This window comes from Amycolatopsis sp. NPDC058340, from assembly GCF_042723975.1.
Lineage (GTDB): Bacteria > Actinomycetota > Actinomycetes > Mycobacteriales > Pseudonocardiaceae > Amycolatopsis.
In genome coordinates this window covers 43359-64962 of record NZ_JBHXIB010000022.1, presented here as the reverse complement: position 1 = coordinate 64962, position 21604 = coordinate 43359, and the positions used below count along the sequence as shown (strand labels likewise).

The window sequence follows — 21604 nt, the reverse complement described above, 5'->3', positions numbered from 1 at the left end:
GCGTGGCTCTAGCTCTATACCGAAAGTACCGTCCGGCTACCTTCGCCGAGGTCGTCGGGCAGGAGCATGTGACCGATCCGCTGCGCACCGCGCTGGCCGCCGGTCGCATCAACCACGCCTACCTCTTCTCCGGCCCGCGCGGCTGCGGAAAGACGTCCAGCGCCCGCATCATGGCGCGGTCGTTGAACTGCGCGAAGGGCCCGACGCCGGATCCGTGCGGCGAGTGCAACTCGTGCCGCAACCTCGCGCCCGAGGGCCCCGGCAGCGTCGACGTCACCGAGCTCGACGCGGCCAGCCACGGTGGTGTCGACGACGCCCGCGAGCTGCGGGACAGGGCCTTCTACGCCCCGGCCGACTCGCGCTACCGCGTCTTCATCATCGACGAGGCGCACATGGTCACCACGCAGGGTTTCAACGCCCTGCTGAAGATCGTGGAAGAGCCGCCGGAGCACCTGATCTTCATCTTCGCGACCACGGAACCGGACAAGGTGCTCCCCACCATCCGGTCGCGGACGCACCACTACCCCTTCCGGCTGATCCCGCCCAGCTCCATGCGTGAGCTGCTGGAACGCAACGTCGCCGCCGAGGGCGCGACGGTCGAGCCCGCGGTGTATCCGCTGGTCATCCGCGCGGGCGGTGGTTCGGCGCGCGATACGCAGTCGGTGCTCGACCAGCTGCTCGCGGGGGCCGGCCCGGACGGCGTCGACTACTCGCGCGCGGTGTCGCTGCTGGGCGTCACCGACGTCGCGCTCATCGACGGCATGGTCGACGCGCTGGCCGCGGACGACGCGGCCGCCGTGTTCGGCACCGTCGAGCGGCTCGCCGAGGCCGGGCACGACCCGCGCCGGTTCGCCACCGACCTGCTCGACCGCCTGCGCGACCTGGTGATGTTGCGTTCGGTGCCGGACGCGGGTGAACGCGGCCTCGTCTCCGCGCCGGACGACGAGCTCAAGAAGATGAAGGAACAGGCGGGCAAACTGGAGCCCGCCACGCTCTCGCGCTACGCCGACATCGTCCACAATGGACTCTTGGAGATGCGGGGCGCGACCTCGCCCCGGCTGGTGCTGGAGCTGCTGACGGCGCGGATGCTGCTGCCGTCGGTCGCCGAGAGCACCGATGCGTTGCTCGCCCGGCTCGAACGGCTCGAGCGCCGCGCCGCTTCGGCTCCGGCGCCCGCTGCCGGTGCTCCCGTGCAAGCGGCTCCGGTGGCGCAGTCCGCGCCTGTCGCTCCTCCCTCGGGTGAGCCCGTCCGTGAGTTCCAGCGGCCGTCGCAACGAGCCGCCGCGCCCGCTCCGCAGCCGGCCCCCCAGCCCACCCCTCAACCCGCGGCGCGACCCGAGCCGGTCGCCGAGCGGCCCGCCCCGCAACGCCCTGCCGCGCCGGCACCGCCGCCCGCCGCGCCCGCCCCGGCCGCGGCTTCCGGCGGCACGGACGCGGACGGGATCCGTGCTCGGTGGCCGCACGTGCTCGCCGCGATCCGCAAGGTTCCGGGCGGCCGCAGCACCGAAGCGATGCTCACCCAGGCGAGCGTGGTGAGCGTCGAAGGCCACGCCGTCACCCTCACACACAGCGCGGAGCCGCTGGCTCGACGGCTCTCCGAACCGCACAACGCGGAGCGGGTCGCGGCCGCGTTCAAGGAGGTCTTCGGCGGCGACTGGCAGGTGCGCTGCGTCCACGGCGCCGCGCAGCCCCGGCAGGCCGCGGCTCCGAAGGCCGCGCCGCCGCCACCGGCGCCCGAGCGATCCTTCACCCGCCGGTCCGCCGAAGCGCCCAGCGCCCCTCCGGCGGCTCCCACACCGAAGCCGGAGCCCCAGCGGCCGAAGGTGACGACCAGCGAGCCGGACATCCCGCTCCCGCCCGAGCCGGTCGAGGAGGACGAGGACCTCTACAACGAGGACGCGAGCCCCGCGCCGCCGCCTCCGCCGCTCCCGCCCGAGCAGGATCCGGAAGAGATCGCCCGGAAACTGCTGGCCGATCACCTCAACGCCCGCCCCCTAGACGAACGCAAGTAGTCCTCTAAATGCGGTGCTTGCACGCGCAAGTACCGCATTTAGAGGACGAAATGCGGGTGCCCGCTTGGCCTGGCGTGTCCGGCCGTCGCCGTTCCCAATGTCGCATTGGAGACGCTCAGCGTCTCCAATGCGACATTGGGAACAGCATCAGGCCCCGGACCGCCGCTTGTGGCTCGTAGCGGGCAAGCCGCGGTGTCGCGAAAGCCACTTTCGCGACACCACGCTCCTCGCGGGTACGCCACGTCGCCTTGCCCCTCAACGCCCGCCCCTCGACGAACGCAAGTAGTCCTCTGAATGCGGTGCTTGCACGCGCAAGTACCGCATTCAGAGGACGAAATGCGGGGGTCAGCGGGTCAGGGTGACCCGCCAGGCCGGGTGGTCGGTGCCGGGGATCGACGTCTTCCCGGAGCTTCCGAAGCCGAAGGCGCCGCCGGCGATGATGTGCTGCACGCTGCCGTCGCCCTTGCGGAACGAGCCCGCCGGAACGCACGCCTGCGCGCTCGGATCGCCCGGATAACGCAGGTTCAGGTCGCCGCCGAACACCGTGCCGGTGCCGTACTTCGCCAGCAGCCCCTTCAGGTCCTGACACTGCTGCTCGACCGCGGGCCGCTTCGTCGAGAGGTGCGTGGTGCACGCGTTCACCGTGCCGAATTTCGCGCACAGGTAGGCACGCTGTTCCGTGCCGCCGTCCTGAGGCCCGTAGTAGCCTCCTTCGCGCGCCTTCACCGCTCCGAGGTCCTGCCTCGCCAGCACCGCGATGCCGTACTCGCCACGCCCTGACGTGCACGGATACGGCGTCGTCCGGCCGTTCTCCTTCTTGCCGACGGGCTGCCACACGACCGTGTAGGCCCGGCCCGACTGCGCCTTGACGTCGGCAGCCAGCTTCGTCGTCTCCGACGAACATGCCTCGTTCAACGTCACGACGGCCGGGTTCACCGCGACGATCGTGCTCGCCGCCTTCGTCATCGGGTTCGTCCCGCCCTGGTTGAAGCAGTTCGCGATCCCGCTGCGGCAGAGGTTCATCTGCAGCACCGGGAAATCCGTGGCCGCGGCGGCGGGGGCGGCCGTGCCGAGGAGCAGAGCGACGGCGGCGAGTACCGATTTCATGGAGCGGTCCCTTCGTCGAGTTCCCCGGTGAGCAGCGCGGTGCCGAGCCGGGTGAGGTGGTGCAGGATGGCGCTGCCGTGCCGGACGCTGGTGACGAGCCCGGCCTCGCGCAGCACGGCGGCCTGTTTGCTGGCCGTGCCGATCGAGGTGCCGAGGCATGAGGCCAGCTTGCTGGTCGTGCGCGGGACCCGCAGCGCGCCGAGGCTTTCGGCACGGGTCCGGCCGAGGAGCGCCACCAATTCGGGTGACACGTCCACCGGGCGGGCGCTGGTCACACTGGCGGGGTACAGCAGCACCGGCGGCAGCGCCGGGTCGATGAAGGTGACCGGCGTGTTCGCGCAGAACCGGCTCGGGATCAAGGTCAGCCCCCGGCCGCCGAGATGGACGGTCCGCTGCCGGGGGTACGCGATCTCCAGCACCTCGCCGTCCCAGCCGCGGACGCCGGGGATACCGCGCATCATCGCCCCCGCCCCCTCGGTGGCCAGCGTGCGGACCCGCCGGGCCCGGTCGGCGGCGACGGTCTCGCGCATGCTGTGCCAGAACGGCTCGATCATCAGGTCGTACGCGTCGCGCAGCGCGCCGACGACCCCGTGGACCTCGTCGCGATCGCCGTCGGCCAGTCGTTTCACCCAGGTCGGGGCAGGGCCGGTGAACACGGTCCGGAGATCGGCGCTCAGCCGTCCGCGCGGGGTGCACGCCACCGCTTCGAGCCCGCTTTCGAAGGAGCCCGCCGACGTGGGCGGGGTCAGGAAGTCGGGAAAGTTCCCCTTCGGCGGGACAAGGGTGAACAGCGTCTTCAGCGATCGTGTCGCGCCTTCGTTCTGACGCAGGTTCAGCCGGACCCGCTGCCGCCAGGCCGACGGGCGGTCCTCCCTCAGCTGATGCGAACCGAGGACCAGCTCCCACAGCGGGTCCGGTGCTTCGGCGATCCGGATCCCCTGGAGATCCTTCCGATCGAAGATCATGCGCAGAGTCATGCCTCGTCCCCCTCAAGACGGCATTTTCTTCCCCGGCGGTAACTCAAACGTGCCGGACGCGCTGAGACAAGCCGATCGGACCAATCCGGGAGGGTGGGACGGCGACCCAGCGCTGACCTGCGGAGACGCGGGCGCGTGAGACGTTTCGGAGACGCTCGGGGGCGGTGGTGTTTTCGCTGGGACGAAAAGGTGTGTCCCGTTCGCGGGCCATCGGTGACGCTTCGTGGGCAACACCCGGGGGAGGGACCCATGGCAGGAGGAGAACACGGCCGGGCCTTGGCGGAACTGCTCGAAGGGCTGAAACGGCGTAGCGGGCACAGCTACGAACGGATCGGCGCCAAGGCGCATCTGAGCCGATCGACCGTCCACCGCTACTGCAGCGGTGTCAGCGTGCCGGCCGCGTTCGGCCCGCTGGAACGGATCGCGACGGTCTGCGAGGCCGAGCGTGACGAACTGTCGAAGCTCTTCCGGCTGTGGGAACGCGCGGACGCGGCACGGGGAGGGGTCGCGTCCGCGCCTCCCGCCCCGTGTCCGGTGCCCGAGCCGAGGAGGCGGAACCGGGTCGGCTGGTGGCCGTTGCTCGCCTCGCTGGTCATGGTCACCGTGGCCGGGGCGAGCGCGGTGCCCGCGGCGGAACCGGTCGCGCCTGCGCTCCACGCCCCGATGTGGACCGAGTTCCCGTCCTCTGTGGACAGTGCGTTCTTCGGGGTGACGGCCAACAGCGAGACCGGCCTGATGCCGACGTTCGGCGTCGGCGCCGTCCGGCTCTGGGATTCGGAAACCCGCTGGCAGAACCTCGAACCGGACCGCGGCAGGCCGGTCTGGTCCACTCTGGACAGGCTGGTCGACGGCGCGAACCGGGCGCGGCTCCCGGTGCTGTACGTCTTCGGCGGCACCCCTGGCTGGGCGGCGCCGGGCGGACCGCCGTCGGCCTACCCGGACGGCTCCCGGGCGGCGCCGCCCGACGACCTCGCGGACTGGGACGCGTTCGTCGGGAAGGTGGTCGAGCGGTATCGCGGCCGGATCGAGTCCTACGAGCTGTGGGACATGGCCAACCACCCCAAGTACTTCACCGGCCCGGTCGAACGGCTGGTGGAGATGGTCCGGCGGGCGAGCCGGATCATCAAGGCGGGTGATCCCGGCGCGACCGTGGTCTGCCCGTCGATGGGGCACCTCGCCGATCCCGCGTATCGGCGGGTCATGGAACGGTTCGGCGAGCTCCGCGGCTACGAGAGCTGCGACGCCGCCGCGGTCAAACTGCATCCGGGCAGGATGGCGGACCCGCCGGAGACCATGCTCGCCGTCGCGGACGAGATCCAGCGGAGTTTCCACCGCACCAACGGGCACGCGAACCTGTGGAGCACCGGCCCCGATTTCGACGTACCGTTGCAGCCGCCGGTCGATCCCGCCGTCGCCTCGGACCACGCCGCCCGCTTCTTCCTGACCGGCCTGTACGCGCGGTTCAAGCGGATGTACTTCTACAACTGGGGAAGCGACCGCGTGCCGATCGTGCTCCAACCGGCGGGCGGGCCGCCGACCCGCGCCGCCGCCCACGTCGAACGGCTCGGCCGCTGGCTCGACGGCGCGAAGATCCGGTCCTGCGGCGAGGGCACGCGCGCGGGCCTGCCGGAGAACCTGTGGCGCTGCCGGTTCACGCGGAACGGCACGGAGTTCCGGATCGCGTGGGCCCCTTCGGGCACCGTGCGGCTGTCCGCGCCGGGCAGCGCGGAACGCCTCGACGGGACACGGCCGGCGATCGAGTCGGGCTCCGTCGAGATCACCGGGAGCCCGGTGTTGCTCAAGCCTTAGACGACACGCGTGGCGTCCGGAATTGTCGGAGATAGGTTGTCCGCAAAGGACTTCGCCAGTTGAGCCCGGTTTGGGGCTTTGCGCGGGGGTCGTGAGTGGCGATGATCGTTCTAACCCTCTTTGTCACTCACGACCCTCGCGAGAACTGGACATCATGACATCAACCGGGCGCGCGATCGGGGGCGTTCGCCTCAACCGGCGAGGTAGTCCTCGATCGCCTTCGCGATGACGGCGGCGTACTGCTGCCGTCCCTCTTCGCTCGCCATCGCCGCGGCTTCGGCGGCGTTGCGCATGTTCCCGCATTCGACGAGCGCGGCGGGGCGGGTCGAGAGGTTGAGCCCGCCGAGGTCGGCGCGCGGGGCGAGCCCGTTCGAACCGAGGTACGTCGAGGTCGGGAAGCCGCCCGCGCGGAGGCCGTCCCGCAACGCGGTCGCGAGTTTCACCGAGGGCTCGCCCTGCTGGGCGTTCAGTGGCGGCGCCGAGTAGGCGACGTGGAAACCGTGCGCTCCGGCGGAATTCGAGCCGTCCGCGTGGATCGACACGACCGCGTCCGCCGCGGCGTCGTTCCCGATCGCGGCGCGTTCGTTGACGCACGGCCCGACGCCGGTGTCGTTCTGCCGGGTCAGGACGACGCGGATTCCCTTGGCCACCAAGGCCTGCGAGATCCGCTGCGAGACGTCCCAGGTGAACGCGTGCTCGGTGTAGCCGGAATTCGTCGAGGTTCCGGTGGTGTTGCACGGTTTCGTCTTGCCGCGCCCCGCCGGGACCTGCTTGTTGATCTCGCCAGGCTTGCCGGCGTTGCCGCCGTTGTGACCCGGATCCAGCACGACGACCTTGCCGGTCTTCGGCGGCCGGCTGCTCGAAGACGGCGCGCTCGACGGCGGAGCGCTCGTCGTGGGGCTCGGCTCCGGAAGGGTGGTGAGGACCGTGGTGGTGCCTGGCGGGGGCGGACTCGACGGCGACGACGCCGGGGTGTCCACTCCGCACGCCGTGAACAGCGTCAATCCGATCGCCACCACAAGGCCCATCCGTCGTCGCACGGCGCCCACGGTGCCACACGGGTGACGGCTAGGCTGGTAGGCGGCACGGGATTTCCCAGGAGAGGACCGATCGGATCATGGCGCAACCCGGTGGCGGCTTCGACCTGTCGCAGATCATGCAGCAGGCACAGCAGATGCAGCAGAAGCTGGTCGAGGCCCAGGAAGAGCTGGCCAACACGGAGGTGACCGGTACTTCCGGCGGCGGCCTGGTCACCGCGACCGTGTCCGGCGACAGCCAGCTCAAGTCGCTGTCCATCGACCCCAAGGTGGTCGACCCCGACGACGTCGAGACCCTGTCCGACCTGGTCGTCGCGGCCGTCCGGGACGCTTCGGCCAACGCGCAGAAGCTCACCGAGCAGAAGCTCGGCCCGCTCGCCGGCGGCCTCGGCGGCGGCATGCCGGACCTCGGTGGCTTCCCCGGGCTCGGCGGCTAGCTTGTACGAGGGTGTCGTCCAGGATCTGATCGACGAACTCGGGCGTCTGCCCGGCGTCGGTCCCAAGAGCGCGCAGCGGATCGCCTTCCACCTGCTGGCCGCCGATCCCGCGGATATCGCGCGTTTGCAGGAAGTGCTCGGCAAGGTCAAGGAAGGCGTGCAGTTCTGCGAGGTCTGCGGCAACGTCTCGGAGCAGGAGACCTGCCGGATCTGCCGCGACACCCGCCGCGACCTCACGGTCATCTGCGTGGTCGAAGAGCCGAAGGACGTACTCGCGGTCGAGCGGACGCGCGAGTTCAAGGGCCGCTACCACGTGCTCGGCGGCGCGCTGGACCCGTTGTCCGGTATCGGGCCGGAGCAGCTGCGCATGCGTGAACTGCTCGCGCGGATCGGTGGCGCCGAGATCAGCGAGATCATCATCGCGACCGACCCGAACACCGAAGGCGAGGCGACCGCGACGTACCTCGTGCGGATGCTGCGCGACTTCCCCGGCCTGACCGTGACGCGGCTGGCGTCGGGGCTGCCGATGGGCGGCGACCTGGAGTTCGCGGACGAGCTGACGCTGGGACGCGCCCTCTCCGGCCGGCGGGCTCTCTAAGGAGTACATGAAGGCCCCCTTCCCTCGGCTCAGCCGAGGGAAGGGGGCCTTCACGCGCTACAACGTCAGCAGTAGCCCAAGCGGGCGAGCGTGTCGACGATGATCTCCGACGGATGGAACTTGTCGACCCAGGACTCGCCGCGGCGGTTCTGGTAGGTGTCGAGGAAGTTCTGCAGCTTGTCCCCGCGCATCTCGGTCAGCACGACGGTCTCGCCGAGGTGCTGCGGCGTCTCGGTGCGCTCGCGGTGCACGGCGCACGGCAGGCCGAGGTAGTAGCACTCGGCCGACAGGCCGCCCGAGTCGGTGACGACGTACTCGGCGCGCGCGACCAGCGGCAGGAACTTCAGGTACCGCATCTTCGGCTGGATGATGAAGTTCTTCTCGTCGAACAGGTTCGCCAGCCCCAGCGAGCGGATCTTCTCGCGCTCGGGCGCGCCCGCCATGTAGAGGATCGGCATCTGCTTGCTCTGCTCGCGCAGGATCTCCAGCGCCTCGCGGTACTTGTCCGCGCGCGAGACCAGCTCGAAGCGGTGCAGGGTGGCGAGGCCGAACTTCTCCGGCAGGCCCTCGACGTCGAGCGGCCCGTTGATGGCCATCCGCATCGCGTCGATCGCGGTGTTCGCCTCGGTGTCGACGACGACGCCGCGGGCGTTGCGGAGGTTGTTCACCTCACGCGCGCTGGGCGCGAAGTGCATGTCGACGATCTTCGCGGCGATCTTCCGGTTCAGCTCCTCCGGCAGCGGCGACATGATGCTGCCCGACCGCGCGCCCGCCTCGACGTGCCCGACCCGCGACTTGAGGATCCGCTTCCCGATGAGCGAGCCGTACGGCGTGGTGAAGGTGTCGCCGTGCACCAGCACCAGCGGCGGACGCCCGTCCTCGACCAGCGCGGCCTTCAGCTCGGCCCGGCGGCCCCACGCGGTCCGCAGCACCTGCGCGGCCCAGCCCGGCACCTGCGCGGGCGACTCCAGGTTGTGCGCCTTCTCCTTCGGCACGAGCCAGACGTCGGGCTCGGGGAGGTTCAGGTCGGCGAGAACGTCCGAGACCTCGTCGACGTGCTGCGCGGTGAACCAGATCTTCGGCCGGACCCCGCGTTCGAGGATGCCGTGGTAGACCGGCGCGATTTTGATCAGTTCCGCCGTGGTGCCGAGAATGAAGGAAATCACCGGAAGAGCCATTCTGTCGGGGTCTGCGGTGCCCGAAGGATACTGGTGGGCCGCGCAAGGTAGCCTCGCCGGGGTGAGTGCGAATTCGCTCCTCCCGGCCCTGTCCGTCGTGATACCGGTCTACAACGAGCAGGACTGGATCGATCGCAGTGTCGGCGCGCTGATCGCGTCGGCACAGGTGGCGAACTGGCCGGTCGAGGTCGTCGTGGTCGACGACGGCAGCACCGACGGCACCGGCGCCAAGCTCGCCAAGCTGCAGGAGCTGTACGGCATCACCGTCCTCACCCAGCCGAACAGCGGCCGGTTCGAAGCCCGCCGCGCGGGGATCGCGAAGGCGTCGGGGCGGCAGATCCTGCTGCTCGACAGCCGCGTGATCGTGGACTCCGGCTCGCTCACCTTCCTCCGCGACCAGCTCGTCGGCCACCCCGAGCGCACGGTGTGGAACGGTCACATCAACGTCGCGTCCGAACACAATCCGTACGCGGGATTCATGGCCGGGCTGGTCAAGATCCCGTGGCGCCGTTATTGCGCGAACCCGAGGTTGATGTCGTTCGGTATCGACGAGTTCGACGTCTTCCCGAAAGGCACCGGATTCTTTTCCGCGCCGAAGGACGTTCTCGAGGATTCGTCCAACGCGTTCGAGTCGCTCTTCGAAGACGTCCGTTTCGCCAGTGACGACACGGGTGTTCTGCGCTGGATCGCGGAACGCCACCGTATCTTCCTCGCCCCGGACTTCTCCGCGACCTACCACGGCCGCGATTCGTTCAAGAAGTTCGTCGGGCAGTCGTATTTCCGTGGCACCACGTTCGTCGATTCGTATCTCGCGTCGCCAGGCCCCGCGCGCAACGGCCTGTTCGCCGCGATGGCCGTCGGCGTGCTCGGCCTCGGCGTCGCCGCGAAGCGCCCGAAGACCGCTGTCGCGCTGGCCGCTGCGGGGTCGACGGCCGCCGGGTTCGCGGTGACGAAGTTCGGCGCGACCAAGGCCGAGGCCAAGGCCGTCGCCCAGCTCACCCCGGTCTTCGCCGCCGGTTTCGGCGCCGGGGCGCTCCGTGGCCTGTTCATGGCACTGCGAGCACGGCTTCGTAAATGAGCAGCACGGTGAGCAGCGAAAAACTGGCCAAGGACACCGGGAAATCCGCCGGACGCATCGGTGTCTACCTGCTGATCGCCATCGCGCTCGGCTACGTCCTCACCGTGGTCTGGGGCCGGACGCTGTCGTCTGCCGACAACGCCGTCCTGCTCTCCTTCTGGGGCATGCTGATGGGGCTCGGCGCCGCCCTGTCCCCGCTCGAACAGGAGATCTCGCGCCAGTCCGCGCACGCCGCGCTCGAAGGCCGCAAGGCGGGCCGTCCCGCGGTGATCGCCTTCGTCACCAGCCTGGTCGCGGTCGCCGTCGCGGCGCTGTTCACGCTGATCCCGGCGGTGACCGGCAAGGTCTACGGCGGCCAGTTCGCGCTCGCCGTGATCGTGCTCGCGGGCGGGCTGTCGTTCGCCTTCCAGTTCGCCGCGCGCGGTCTGCTGATCGGCCAGGACCACGTCCGGTCCTACTCGTGGCTGATCCTGGTCGAGGCCGCGGTGCGGATCCTCGTGGTCGCCGCGCTGGTGGTCGCCGGGCTCACCCAGCTGTACTGGTTCGCCATCGCCGCCGCGACCGGCTCGTTCGCCTGGCTGCTGTTCGCCCGCGGCGCCGCCAAGCTGGTGGACCCGAAGCTCGAAGCCGACGTGCCCGCGAAGCCGGTCGTCACGAACATGCTGATGCTGCTGGCGGGCGCGGGGCTCACCGCCAGCGTCATCACCGGCTACCCGGCGCTGGTCAGCCTGCTCGCGCCCGGCGGTGACAAGGACGCGCTCGGCGTGCTCTTCCTCGCCCTGTTCGTGGCCAGGACGCCGCTGACGCTGATGGCGCCGGTCCAGGCCCTCGCGGTCCCGACCGTGGTGCGCCTGTCCAGCACCGAGGAGGGCAAGCACCGGCTGCGGAAGCTGCTCGCGCTCGGGTCGATGGGGGCATTGGCGCTCGGGGCGCTCGGCGCGCTGATCGGCTACCTGATCGGCCCGTGGGTGGTGCGCCTGGTCTACGGCGCCAAGAACGACCCCGAGGCCTGGTGGATGGCCGGGCTGGTCTGGTCGTCGGTGCTGCTTGCCGCGATGCAGCTGCTCGCCGCCGTCCTCGTCGCGCAGGCCAAGGCCACGAAGGTGCTGATCACCTGGGCCGCCGTGGTCGTCGCGACCGCGCTGGTCCTGCTGTTCTTCCCCGGCGACACGGTCGTGCGCGCCGTGGTCGGGCTCGCCGCCGGACCGACCGTCGGGCTGCTGGTCGTGATGGCGTTCGTGGTACGCGGCACGCCCGAGCCGGGCAACGCACGACCATCCGAAACGTCTCGATAGTGTGGCCGCGCCATCGCGCGCCGCGAACGGGGTGGCGTTCCTAACGCCGAATAGGGTTGGACAGCGAATTCGATGAACGTTCTTTTGGTCTTGCTGGCGTTCTGGCTGCCGGGGCTCGTCTTCGGCGCCGCGATCAGGCTGCGCGGCTGGACCCTCGCCGCCGCGGCCCCGCTGCTCACCTTCGGCCTCGTCGCCATCGGCATCCCGATCCTCGGCCGCTTCGGCATCCGCTGGACGATGCTGAACGTCGGCCTGTGGGTGCTGCTGCTGTCCGTCGTCGGGTTCGCCCTCTCGTTCCTCGTGCTCCGCTTCACCGCGAAGCGGCACCCGGACTGGGCCGAGGACGAAGACGACGACGAGTCGAAGCGTTCCCTTCGCGATCATCTGCTGATCGGTGCCGGTGTCCTGGTCGGTCTCGGCGTCGGCACGGTGACCTTCCTGCGCGGCTCGCATTCACTGGAGAACGTCCAGCAGGGCTGGGACGCCCCGTTCCACGGCAACCTGGTGCGCTGGATCGCCGAACACGGCGACGCCCGCGCGTCGACCGTCGGCACCATCGCGAACCTGCCGAACCAGCACGACTACTTCTACCCGGACACCTACCACGCGCTGCTCGCCCTGATCTTCGGCAAGGGCGGCCTGACGATGATGCCGACGCTGAACCTGGCGGCGCTCGCGGTCGTGCTGACCGTCCCGGTCGGGGTCGCGGCGATGTGCCGCGCCTGGCGGATGCCGGTCCTCGCGACCGCGGCCGCGGCGGCCGTGTCCACCTGGTTCACCGCGTTCCCGTACGACTCGCTGTGGCGTGGCCCGCTGTGGCCGTACGTCGCCGGGGTGGCGCTCGTGCCCGCGATGCTCGCGCTCGCCCGCCTGCTGCTCAAGCCGAACGGTGTCGCCGGGCCGCTCGCGATCGGCGTCGGCGTCGCGGGGCTGGCCGGCCTGCACACCAGCCTGATCTTCGTGATCATGGTCTACTTCCTGCTGATCCTGCTCGCGGTGCTGTTCCGCTTCGAGAAGATCGGCTGGCGCCGCAGCGCCGCCTCGCTGGTGGCCACGATCGTGATGGCCGTCGTGCTCGGCGTGCCGCAGGTCCTCCCGGCGCTCTACAACGCCGGCGGCGTGACCAGCGCGTTCTGGGCCTCGGAGACCAGCGTGTCCGGCGCGCTCGGGCAGACGATCACGTTCTCGCCGATGGCGTCGTTCCCGCAGTGGTGGATCGGCATCCCGGCGATCATCGGCGTGTTCTTCCTGGTCAAGCACCGGCGGATGCTCTGGATGGTCGGCGCGTACGTGGTGCTCGGCGGCCTGTTCGCCGCGACGATCTCGCTGGAGACCCCGCTCATCCACACCCTGACCGGCGTGTTCTACAACGACCACTGGCGGATCGGCGCGCTCGTGCCGCTGGCAGGCGCCGTCGCGTTCGGCGAGTTCGTGCACACCGCGTCGGGCAAGTTCGCCGAGAAGCTCGGCGAACGCAAACCGAATCTGAACCCGGTCACGGCGGCCATCGCGGGCGCGCTGGTGGTCGGTCTCGTGGTCACCGTGCTGAGCCGCGGCGGCTACATCGGCCGCAACTCCGCGCGGCTCGCGATGAACTACGGCGCGGACGGCCCCTCGGTCAGCAAGGGCGAGGAAGAGGCCTACGCCTGGCTCGGGAAGCACGTCGTGCCCGGCGAGCGCGTGATGAACGACAAGGCCGACGGCTCGGTGTGGATGTACGCCCTCGCGGGGGTCCAGCCGGTCGAGTGGACCAACTACGGCGCCGAGTTCACCACCAAGCCAGGCTGGCTCAGCGTGTTCCTCAACGACATCAACCGCGACCCGCGCGTGCGCGAGGCGCTCACCGACCTCAAGGTGCGCTACGTGCTGGTCGGCAAGGGCAAGGTGGCCCCCAACGCGCAGTCCGCGGTGGGTCTCCAGCGGCTCGACATCACTCCGGGTTTCAAACGCGTCTTCCACAACCTCGACGCGTCGGTTTACGAAATCGAAGGTCAGCAAGGTGTGGTCGCCGCCGGCGCCCCCGCCGGGTCCGACGCCGCTCACGGCCAGTAAGAAGATAGAGTGATCCAGTGTCCAGTACGTCCGTGACCACCCGTCGCGTACTCATCGTGATGCCTGCCCTGAACGAGCAGGCCAGTGTCGGCGCGGTCATTTCCCAGGTCAAGCAGTCTTTGCCGGGTATGGACGTGCTGGTGGTCGACGACGGCTCGTCCGACGACACGGCCAAGCTCGCCCGCGCGGCGGGCGCGGAGGTGGCCCGCCTGGCGGTGAACCTCGGCGTCGGCGGGGCGATGCGCACCGGCTTCCGGTACGCGGCCGCCCGCGGCTACGACGTCGTCGTCCAGGTGGACGCGGACGGTCAGCACGATCCCGACGAGGTCGCCGCCCTGCTGGACGCGCTCGACGACGCGGACATCGCGATCGGCTCGCGGTTCGCGGGCAAGGGCTCGTACAAGGCGAGCGGCCCGCGGAAATACGCGATGGTCGCGCTCTCGGTCGTTTTCTCCCGGCTCGGGAAGACCAAGCTCACCGACGTGACCTCCGGGTTCAAGGCGATGGGCCCGCGTGCGATCAAACTGTTCGCCGCGTACTACCCGGCCGAATACCTCGGCGACACGGTCGAATCGCTGGTGATGGCGATCCGCGCCGAACTCAAGATCAAGGAAATCCCGGTGATCATGCGCGAACGGGCGGCCGGAACGCCGAGCCATTCGCCGGTGAAATCGGCCATCTACCTCGGCCGCGCCGGGCTCGCCCTGCTGCTGGCGCTCGTGCGCCGCCGTCCCGCCGTCGACTCGTCGGATTCGGCGTAAAAGGAGCTGATTATGGCTGGCTGGCGCATTCTCAGCATCGTCGTCGCCTGTCTGGTGCTGTTCGTCGTCCTCGAGATGATGCGGCGGCGGAAACTGCGGGAAAAGTACGCGGGTGTTTGGCTCGTCCTCGCCGTCGGCGTGGTCGTGCTCGCGCTCGTTCCGCAGGCCGCCGACTTCATGGCGCGGATAACCGGCGTGCAGACGCCGTCGAACTTCGTATTCCTCTTGGCCGGTGTCGTGCTGGCGCTGGTCGCGTTGCATCTGTCGACCGAGGTCGGCCACCTCGAAGAAGAGGTCCGGACCTCCGTCGAGGAGATCGCGCTGCTCCGCTGCGAACTCGCCGACGCCCAGCGTGACCTGGAAGAACGCGTCGCGGCCCTCGAAGCCAAGACCGCTGCTCCCGACAACGTCAACGGGCTCCCCGAAGTGAGCCCCGCACGCGCACGCTGATCGACGCCCTTTTCGCGGCCCCGCCGAGGTTGGGCGCCGTCCGCGTGCTCGCCGTCGATGGCCCATCCGGCTCCGGGAAGTCCACGTTGGCCGGGAAGATCGTGGCCGGACTCGCCGGCCGGGGTGTCCGGGTGGGGCTGGTGAGCACCGACGAGTTCGCCACCTGGGACGAACCCGTTTCGTGGTGGCCGCGGCTGGAAGCCGGCGTGCTGGAACCGCTGCGCGCGGGCAGATCCGGCCGCTACCGGCGAGTGGACTGGTCCAGTGGCGTCCCGCTGCCGGGCGAAGCGGTCGAGATCCCGGTCCCCGAGGTCCTGGTGCTGGAAGGTGTTTCCAGTGGCCGCGCGCGGATGCGGCCGTCGTTGTCCCTGCTGACCTGGCTCGATGGCGGCACCGAGGCCGAACGTCTCGACCGCGCCGCCGAGCGTGACGGCGAGGGATCCCGGGCGGAACTGCGGCGCTGGCAACTGTTCGAGCGCGGGTGGTTCGCCGTCGATGGGACCAGGGCCGCGGCTGATCGTGTGGTCACCTCTCGTGAGTGGTAAGGACGGTTCTAACCGTCCTTACCACTCACGAGACGGGACCGATGGCGCAACCGCCGCCCGGCTTCTCCGCCGGTGTTTGTCCTGTTTTGTCAGTGACCCATTGGTTGTAGTGGTGGGCACCCATTTGAGTCAGTGACCCGGCACTCTGCGCGTTAGTGGTCCGGAATTGATTACACTCCGTCCGGAATTGCGGACACTTTGCGGTCGTATTGGCCGTCGTGTAGCGCGATCGTAACCTCGCGTGCTTAAGTGCGGGCTGAGTTCCCGCTAGTGTCGGCGGGCACACCGATCGTCCGTGGAGTTCGAGTTTCCGACCGACCGGACGGTGCCTAAACACCGAAAATCTCCTCAAGGGGTGCCAGATGCAGCAACTGCGGGTGACCCGAGCACGCCGTGTGGCCCTGATCGGGCTTGCCGGCGCACTCGCGGTCTCCATTTCCGCCTGTGCCGAATCGAAGCGTGAAGAAGGCGCAGGGGGTGGCTCGGGAGGCACCATGGTCTTCGGCGCCGCCGGTAACCCGAAGACGTTCGACCCGCTCTTCAACGACGACGGTGAGACCTTCCGCATCATCCGCCAGATGATGGACACCCTGATCATGAACAAGCCGGGGACCGCGGACCTCGAGCCCGGTCTGGCGGAGAAGTGGGAAGGCAGCAACGAAGGCAAGACCTGGACCTTCACCCTGAAGAAGGGCGTGAAGTTCCACGACGGCACCCCGTTCAACGCCGAAGCGGTCTGCTTCAACTTCAACCGCATGTTCAACATGAAGGGCGCCGCCGCCCAGAGCCAGATGATCTACTACGGCGACGTCTTCGAGGGCTTCGCCAAGAACGAGGGTGACGCTTCTGGCGCCCCGGTGTTCAAGGACTGCCAGGCCAAGGACGAGTCGACCGCCGTCCTGAACCTGAACAAGGCCAAGGGTGCCTTCCCGGCCGCCTTCACGCTGCCGTCGTTCTCGATCCAGAGCCCGGACGCGCTGAAGAAGTACAACGCCGACGCCGTCACCCAGAGCGGTGACTCGTTCTCCTACCCGGAGTACGCGCTGAAGCACCCGACCGGCACCGGCCCGTTCAAGTTCGAGAGCTGGGACCAGGCCAAGGGTGAGATCACGCTGGTCAAGGCCACCGACTCGCCGACCCAGACGGCCAAGCTCGACAAGCTGGTCTTCAAGGTCATCCCGGACGAGAACGCCCGCAAGCAGGCGCTCAAGGCAGGCGACATCCAGGGCTACGACTACCCGTCGCCCGCGGACTACGGCCTGCTGCGCAACGACGGCGAGCAGGTGCTCATCCGCCCGTCGTTCAACATCCTGTACCTGGGCATCAACCAGAAGAACAACCCGAAGCTGAAGGACCCCAACGTCCGTAAGGCGCTGGCCTACGGCCTCAACCGTGCGCAGTTCGTGAAGTCGAAGCTCCCCGAGGGTGCCGAGACCGCGACGCAGTTCGTGCCGAAGGCGATCGACGGCTACAACGAGAACGTCACCAAGTACGACTACGACCTTCAGAAGGCGAAAGACCTGCTGAAGGCGGCCGGCGCCGAGGGCATGACGCTGAAGTTCTACTACCCGACCGAGGTCACCCGGCCGTACATGCCGAACCCGGCCGACATCTTCACCTCGCTGTCCGAGGACATGAAGGCCATGGGCATCAAGGTCGAGCCGATCGCCAAGCCGTGGAACGGAGGCTACAAGGACGACGTCCAGAAGGCGGGCAAGCACGACGTGCACCTGCTCGGCTGGACCGGTGACTACAACGACGCCGGTAACTTCGTCGGTACCTTCTTCGGCCGCGAGAAGCCGGAGTTCGGCTTCAACAACCCGGAGCTGTTCTCGGCCATCTCCGCCGCGGACGCCGCGCCCGCCGGTGAGGCGCACACCAAGGCGTACCAGGAAGTGAACCAGAAGATCATGGAATACCTGCCCGCCATCCCGATCTCCTACGGCCCCCCGGCGATCGTCGTCGGCCCGAAGGTGAAGGGCCTGGTGGCCAGCCCGCTGACCGACGAGCGCTTCTACACCGTCACGGTCAACTGATCCACCACCACTAGTGGCTCAGGGGGTGGGTGCTACCGCGCCCACCCCCTGAAGTCCATTCCCGGGCTGGCAACAAAGGAACGCACGTGCTCCGTTTTCTCGTGCGTCGGCTGCTACAAGCGATACCGACGCTCTTGATCCTGTCCATTTTGATCTTCGCCTGGCTCCGGTCCCTGCCCGGTGGCCCCGCCGGCGCCCTCCTGGGTGACAAGGCGACCCCGGAGAAGATCGCCGACCTGAACAAGCTCCTCGGCCTCGACGATCCGATCTTCGTCCAGTACTTCAAGTTCCTCGGCCGGGCGATCACCGGCGACTTCGGCAACTCGCTGGTCTCCGCCCAGCCGGTCATGTCGGAGATCGGGAACTTCCTCCCCGCCACGATCGAGCTCGGCTTCTGCGCGATGCTCATCGCGGTGGGCCTCGGCATCCCGTTCGGTTACCTGTCCGCGCGGTTCCGCGGCGGGGCCGTCGACAACGTCATCATCGTGCTGAGCCTGGTCGGCGTCGCCGTGCCGGTGTTCTTCCTCGGCTACATGATGCAGGACCTGCTGGCCGCCCCGCTGGGACTTCCCTCGCAGGGCCGTCAGATGGCGGGTCTCGACGCCACCACCGTCACCGGTTTCGCGGTCTTCGACGGCATCATCACCCAGGAATGGGACGCCGCCTGGGACGCGCTCACCCACCTGATCCTCCCGGCGTTCGCGCTGGCCACGATCCCGCTCGCGGTCATCGTCCGGATCACCCGTGCTTCGGTGCTCGACGTGCTGAACGAGGACTTCATCCGCACGGCCAACTCGAAGGGCCTGACTCAGCCGATCGTGCGGCGCCGTCACGTGCTCCGCAACGGTCTGCTGCCGGTGGTCACCGTGATCGGTCTGCAGACCGGCGCGCTGCTCGGTGGCGCCGTGCTGACCGAGCGGGTGTTCAACTTCCGCGGCTTGGGCTTCCTGCTCGCCGAGGGCATCGAACGGCGTGACTACCCACGTCTCCAGGCGCTGCTGCTGTTCGGCGCGCTGGTCTACGTGCTGGTGAACATGCTGGTCGACATCTCGTACGGGCTCATCGACCCGAGGGTGCGTGTCCGATGAACACCTTGCTGAACAAGAAGAAGGAGCCGATCGACCGGCTCGCGGCCTCGTCGGCGAAGGGGCACAGCCTCGGTGGCGAGGCGCTGCGCCGGATGATGCGGAGCCCGGTGGCCATCACCGGCGCCGTGATCACCGGCCTGTTCCTGCTGGTGGCGATCTTCGCGCCGCTCCTGGCGCCGAAGGATCCCTACGAGCGTTATCTGCAGAGCCAGGTCATCCTCGGGCAGGGCATCATCCCGGGCGCACAGCCCGGATTCCCGCTCGGTGTCGACGATTTCGGCCGCGATTACCTTTCGCGGCTGCTCGTCGGCGCCCAGAACACGCTGCTGGTCGGCGTGCTCGCCACGATCATCGGTGTGGTGGTCGGCATGATCATCGGCGGTCTCGCCGGCGCCTTCGGCGGCTGGGTCGACACCGTGCTGATGCGCCTCGTCGACGTCATGCTGTCGGTGCCGTCGCTGCTGCTGGCGATCTCGGTCGCCGCGCTGTTCCAGAAGCCGAGCCAGTGGACCGTCATCGTCGCGGTCTCGATGGTCAGCGTGCCGATCTTCGCGCGGCTGCTGCGCGGTTCGATGCTCGCGCAGAGAAACAGCGACCACGTGCTCGCGGCGACGTCGCTCGGCGTCAAACGCGGGGCGATCGTGTTGCGGCACATGCTGCCCAACTCGCTCGGCCCGGTCATCGTGCAGGCCACGCTGACGCTGGCCACCGCGATCCTCGAGGCGGCGGCGCTGTCGTTCCTCGGTCTCGGCGACCCGGACCCGAACCGGGCGGAATGGGGGATCATGCTGAGCCGCAGCGCTCGGCAGTTCCTCGACATCCGCCCCGAGCTGGCGTACTACCCGGCCATCGCGATCATCATCGTCGCGCTCGGGTTCACGCTGCTCGGCGAGTCACTGCGGGAAGCCCTCGATCCGAAGAACAGGCGGTGATCTTTCATGGCTCTCCTTGAAGTACGCGACCTCAAGGTCGTTTTCTCCCGGCGCGGCGAGAAGCCGTTCACCGCGGTGGACGAGGTCAGTTTCGACGTCGAACCCGGCCAGACGGTCGGCCTCGTCGGCGAGTCCGGTTGCGGCAAATCCGTGACGTCGCTGGCGATCATGCGGCTGCTCGCGAAACGCGGCAACCAGGTCAGCGGTTCGGTGTCGTTCGAAGGCACGGATCTGCTTCGCCTGTCGGACAAGGAAATGCGGGACCGCCGCGGCCGTGACCTCGGCATGGTGTTCCAGGACCCGCTGTCCTCGCTGAACCCGGTCATCCCCATCGGGCTGCAGATCACCGAGGTGCTGGAGCGGCACCGCGGGATGTCGCGCAAGGCGGCGTCGGTGGAGGCGGCCGAACTGCTGGACAAGGTCGGAATCCCCGACCCGACACGGCGGCTTTCCGAGTACCCGCACCAGCTTTCCGGCGGGATGCGGCAGCGGGCGCTGATCGCGATCGCGCTGGCGTGCCGCCCTCGGCTGCTCATCGCGGACGAGCCGACCACCGCGCTCGACGTGACGATCCAGGCGCAGATCCTCGCGCTGCTGCGGGAACTGGTGCAGGACACCGGGACCGCGCTGATCATGATCACGCACGACCTCGGTGTGGTCGCCGGTCTCTGCGACGAGGTCAACGTGCTCTACGGCGGCAAGATCGTCGAGCGGGCGGAGCGGCACGCGTTGTTCGCCGAGCCGCGGCATCCGTACACGCACGGCCTGCTCGCCTCGATCCCGCGTCTCGACGCGGGCCGCGGCGAGAAACTGATCCCCATCAAGGGATCCGTCGCCGACAACATCCCGTGGGACGGCGGCTGCGCCTTCGCGCCCCGCTGCCCGAACGCTCTCGGCGTGTGCCGGGAGGTTTCACCGCAGCTGACCCCGGACCGCAACGGGCTGCTGCGCTGCCACAACCCGGTGATCCCGGCCGTGGCCGCACGAGGAGGGGTCCGATGACGCACACGGTTCCGCCGCAGGAAGTGCTGCTGGAGGTCGAAGACCTCAAGGTGCACTTCCCGATCAAACGCGGTATCGTGGTCGACCGTACGGTCGGGCACGTGTTCGCCGTCGACGGCGTCGATCTGGCCATCCGCAAGGGTGAGACCTACGGCCTGGTCGGGGAATCCGGTTGTGGCAAGTCCACTTTGGGCAGGGCGATCCTCCGGCTGACCGAGCTGACCGACGGCAAGGTCGTCTTCGACGGCACCGACGTCGCCGGGCTCAAAGGCGAGGAACTGCGCAAGGCTCGCCGCCGGATGCAGATGGTGTTCCAGGACCCGATGTCCTCTTTGGACCCTCGGCAGTCGGTGGAATCCATTCTGACCGAAGGGATGAGGGCGCACGGCCTCGACAAGGACAAGGAGGCGACGGCCAAGCGGCTGCGCGAACTCCTTACCGCCGTCGGCCTTCCGGAGTCCTCGCTGCGGAAGTACCCGCACGAGTTCTCGGGCGGTCAGCGTCAGCGCATCGGTATCGCGCGGGCTCTGGCGGTGGAGCCGGACCTGATCGTCGCCGACGAACCGGTGTCCGCGCTGGACGTCTCGGTGCAGGCGCAGGTGGTCAACCTCCTGGAAGATCTGCAGGAGAAGCTCGGGCTGACGTACCTGGTGATCGCGCACGACCTCGCGGTGGTGCGGCACATCTCCGACCGCATCGGCGTGATGTACCTCGGCTCGCTGGTCGAAGAGGCCGACGCCGACACGCTGTACGAGAACCCGCTGCACCCGTACACGCGGGCGCTGCTCTCGGCGATCCCCGTGCCGGATCCGACGGTGGAGGACAGCCGCGAGCAGATCCTGCTCGCCGGTGACCTGCCCTCGCCGGCGCGGCCGCCGTCCGGTTGCCGGTTCCACACGCGGTGCCCGTGGAAGCAGCAGAGCCTGTGCGACACCGACCGGCCGCAGCTGCGGGAGATCGGCACCGGGCACCGGGTCGCGTGCCATTACGCGGAGGACATCCGCGACGGGCGGATCAAACCGCACGAGGTCAAGCCGGAACTCGTCGAGGCCGGGGAGCTGAACCCCGACGTCGGCGGGCTGCCGGATGTCGGCTCGGCGGCGGAAATCCTCTAGTCCCGAACGCGCGTGAAGGCCCCCTTCCCTCGGCTCAGCCGAGGGAAGGGGGGCGTGACGCGCGGCGGCCGCCTTTAGAGGGGGGCACCGCCCCC

19 protein-coding genes are annotated in these 21604 nt (G+C 69.0%); 15 read left to right on the top strand and 4 right to left on the bottom strand.

The annotated features are described in order from the left end of the window. Positions 1 to 2: 2 nt before the first annotated feature. Complete coding sequence (locus tag ACFWIW_RS23860; protein WP_378370453.1) at positions 3 to 2012, top strand: DNA polymerase III subunit gamma and tau; 2010 nt, start codon at positions 3 to 5, stop codon at positions 2010 to 2012. A 345-nt stretch (positions 2013 to 2357) separates the two neighbouring features. On the opposite strand, the gene ACFWIW_RS23855 is transcribed toward ACFWIW_RS23860, so the two are convergent. Both ACFWIW_RS23855 and ACFWIW_RS23850 read right to left on the bottom strand, forming a co-directional pair. Further along, entirely contained in the window at positions 2358 to 3119 is a 762-nt protein-coding gene (locus tag ACFWIW_RS23855; protein WP_378370452.1) for an endonuclease/exonuclease/phosphatase family protein, read from the bottom strand. Beyond that, positions 3116 to 4096, bottom strand: coding sequence for an ArsR/SmtB family transcription factor (locus tag ACFWIW_RS23850; protein WP_378370451.1), 981 nt, complete (start codon positions 4094 to 4096; stop codon positions 3116 to 3118). The genes ACFWIW_RS23855 and ACFWIW_RS23850 overlap by 4 nt, the downstream gene beginning before the upstream one ends. Before the next feature lie 249 nt (positions 4097 to 4345). On the opposite strand from ACFWIW_RS23850, the gene ACFWIW_RS23845 reads away from it, so the two are divergent. After that, a complete protein-coding gene (locus tag ACFWIW_RS23845) occupies positions 4346 to 5905 on the top strand; it encodes a helix-turn-helix domain-containing protein (RefSeq protein ID WP_378370450.1) in 1560 nt (519 codons plus the stop codon). A gap of 191 nt (positions 5906 to 6096) precedes the next feature. Here the strand turns inward: ACFWIW_RS23845 and ACFWIW_RS23840 are convergent, their stop codons facing one another. Next, complete coding sequence (locus tag ACFWIW_RS23840) at positions 6097 to 6933, bottom strand: N-acetylmuramoyl-L-alanine amidase (protein ID WP_378370500.1); 837 nt, start codon at positions 6931 to 6933, stop codon at positions 6097 to 6099. A gap of 89 nt (positions 6934 to 7022) precedes the next feature. Between ACFWIW_RS23840 and ACFWIW_RS23835 the strand changes: the two genes are divergently transcribed. Next, entirely contained in the window at positions 7023 to 7379 is a 357-nt protein-coding gene (locus ACFWIW_RS23835) for a YbaB/EbfC family nucleoid-associated protein (RefSeq protein WP_061981974.1), read from the top strand. A 1-nt stretch (position 7380) separates the two neighbouring features. Further along, positions 7381 to 7977 (top strand): recombination mediator RecR, encoded by a 597-nt coding sequence (gene recR / locus ACFWIW_RS23830; protein ID WP_005166260.1) that lies wholly within the window; start codon positions 7381 to 7383, stop codon positions 7975 to 7977. A 65-nt stretch (positions 7978 to 8042) separates the two neighbouring features. Here recR and ACFWIW_RS23825 read toward each other — a convergent pair whose 3' ends face one another. Next, complete coding sequence (locus tag ACFWIW_RS23825; RefSeq protein WP_378370449.1) at positions 8043 to 9155, bottom strand: UDP-N-acetylglucosamine 2-epimerase; 1113 nt, start codon at positions 9153 to 9155, stop codon at positions 8043 to 8045. 61 nt (positions 9156 to 9216) lie between these two features. On the opposite strand from ACFWIW_RS23825, the gene ACFWIW_RS23820 reads away from it, so the two are divergent. From ACFWIW_RS23820 to ACFWIW_RS23770, 11 genes are all read left to right on the top strand, one after another. Continuing rightward, positions 9217 to 10233, top strand: coding sequence for a glycosyltransferase family 2 protein (locus ACFWIW_RS23820; RefSeq protein WP_378370448.1), 1017 nt, complete (start codon positions 9217 to 9219; stop codon positions 10231 to 10233). Continuing rightward, positions 10230 to 11528, top strand: coding sequence for a hypothetical protein (locus ACFWIW_RS23815; RefSeq protein ID WP_378370447.1), 1299 nt, complete (start codon positions 10230 to 10232; stop codon positions 11526 to 11528). Before ACFWIW_RS23820 ends, ACFWIW_RS23815 begins: the two co-directional genes overlap by 4 nt. Before the next feature lie 72 nt (positions 11529 to 11600). After that, positions 11601 to 13580 (top strand): DUF6541 family protein, encoded by a 1980-nt coding sequence (locus ACFWIW_RS23810; protein WP_378370446.1) that lies wholly within the window; start codon positions 11601 to 11603, stop codon positions 13578 to 13580. Positions 13581 to 13639: 59 nt separating this feature from the next. Beyond that, a complete protein-coding gene (locus tag ACFWIW_RS23805) occupies positions 13640 to 14341 on the top strand; it encodes a glycosyltransferase family 2 protein (RefSeq protein ID WP_257489823.1) in 702 nt (233 codons plus the stop codon). 12 nt (positions 14342 to 14353) lie between these two features. After that, entirely contained in the window at positions 14354 to 14791 is a 438-nt protein-coding gene (locus tag ACFWIW_RS23800) for a DUF2304 domain-containing protein (protein WP_378370445.1), read from the top strand. A 44-nt stretch (positions 14792 to 14835) separates the two neighbouring features. After that, positions 14836 to 15336 carry a uridine kinase gene (locus ACFWIW_RS23795; protein WP_378370444.1) on the top strand — a complete coding sequence of 167 codons (501 nt, stop codon included), beginning with the start codon at positions 14836 to 14838 and terminating at the stop codon, positions 15334 to 15336. Between the two features lie 494 nt (positions 15337 to 15830). Next, positions 15831 to 17372 (top strand): ABC transporter substrate-binding protein, encoded by a 1542-nt coding sequence (locus tag ACFWIW_RS23790; RefSeq protein WP_378370443.1) that lies wholly within the window; start codon positions 15831 to 15833, stop codon positions 17370 to 17372. A gap of 86 nt (positions 17373 to 17458) precedes the next feature. Beyond that, positions 17459 to 18460, top strand: coding sequence for an ABC transporter permease (locus ACFWIW_RS23785; RefSeq protein WP_063275656.1), 1002 nt, complete (start codon positions 17459 to 17461; stop codon positions 18458 to 18460). Next, positions 18457 to 19392, top strand: a complete 936-nt coding sequence (locus ACFWIW_RS23780) for an ABC transporter permease (RefSeq protein WP_126737230.1) — start codon at positions 18457 to 18459, stop codon at positions 19390 to 19392. Before ACFWIW_RS23785 ends, ACFWIW_RS23780 begins: the two co-directional genes overlap by 4 nt. A 6-nt stretch (positions 19393 to 19398) precedes the next feature. Further along, positions 19399 to 20394: an ABC transporter ATP-binding protein gene (locus ACFWIW_RS23775; protein WP_378370442.1), complete on the top strand. Its 996-nt coding sequence runs from the start codon at positions 19399 to 19401 to the stop codon at positions 20392 to 20394. Next, positions 20391 to 21509, top strand: a complete 1119-nt coding sequence (locus tag ACFWIW_RS23770; protein ID WP_378370441.1) for an ABC transporter ATP-binding protein — start codon at positions 20391 to 20393, stop codon at positions 21507 to 21509. The genes ACFWIW_RS23775 and ACFWIW_RS23770 overlap by 4 nt, the downstream gene beginning before the upstream one ends. The last annotated feature ends 95 nt before the right edge of the window (positions 21510 to 21604 follow it).

Bases quoted from the DNA above. Each gene is read 5' to 3' on its own strand.
- ACFWIW_RS23850 (WP_378370451.1), bottom strand. From the start codon at position 4,096: ATGACTCTGCGCATGATCTTCGATCGGAAGGATCTCCAGGGGATCCGG.
- ACFWIW_RS23770 (WP_378370441.1), top strand. From the start codon at position 20,391: ATGACGCACACGGTTCCGCCGCAGGAAGTGCTGCTGGAGGTCGAAGAC.
- ACFWIW_RS23775 (WP_378370442.1), top strand. From the start codon at position 19,399: ATGGCTCTCCTTGAAGTACGCGACCTCAAGGTCGTTTTCTCCCGGCGC.
- ACFWIW_RS23810 (WP_378370446.1), top strand. From the start codon at position 11,601: ATGAACGTTCTTTTGGTCTTGCTGGCGTTCTGGCTGCCGGGGCTCGTC.
- ACFWIW_RS23780 (WP_126737230.1), top strand. From the start codon at position 18,457: ATGAACACCTTGCTGAACAAGAAGAAGGAGCCGATCGACCGGCTCGCG.
- ACFWIW_RS23805 (WP_257489823.1), top strand. From the start codon at position 13,640: ATGCCTGCCCTGAACGAGCAGGCCAGTGTCGGCGCGGTCATTTCCCAG.
- ACFWIW_RS23835 (WP_061981974.1), top strand. From the start codon at position 7,023: ATGGCGCAACCCGGTGGCGGCTTCGACCTGTCGCAGATCATGCAGCAG.
- ACFWIW_RS23855 (WP_378370452.1), bottom strand. From the start codon at position 3,119: ATGAAATCGGTACTCGCCGCCGTCGCTCTGCTCCTCGGCACGGCCGCC.
- ACFWIW_RS23840 (WP_378370500.1), bottom strand. From the start codon at position 6,933: ATGGGCCTTGTGGTGGCGATCGGATTGACGCTGTTCACGGCGTGCGGA.
- ACFWIW_RS23825 (WP_378370449.1), bottom strand. From the start codon at position 9,155: ATGGCTCTTCCGGTGATTTCCTTCATTCTCGGCACCACGGCGGAACTG.
- ACFWIW_RS23815 (WP_378370447.1), top strand. From the start codon at position 10,230: ATGAGCAGCACGGTGAGCAGCGAAAAACTGGCCAAGGACACCGGGAAA.
- ACFWIW_RS23790 (WP_378370443.1), top strand. From the start codon at position 15,831: ATGGTCTTCGGCGCCGCCGGTAACCCGAAGACGTTCGACCCGCTCTTC.
- ACFWIW_RS23800 (WP_378370445.1), top strand. From the start codon at position 14,354: ATGGCTGGCTGGCGCATTCTCAGCATCGTCGTCGCCTGTCTGGTGCTG.
- ACFWIW_RS23845 (WP_378370450.1), top strand. From the start codon at position 4,346: ATGGCAGGAGGAGAACACGGCCGGGCCTTGGCGGAACTGCTCGAAGGG.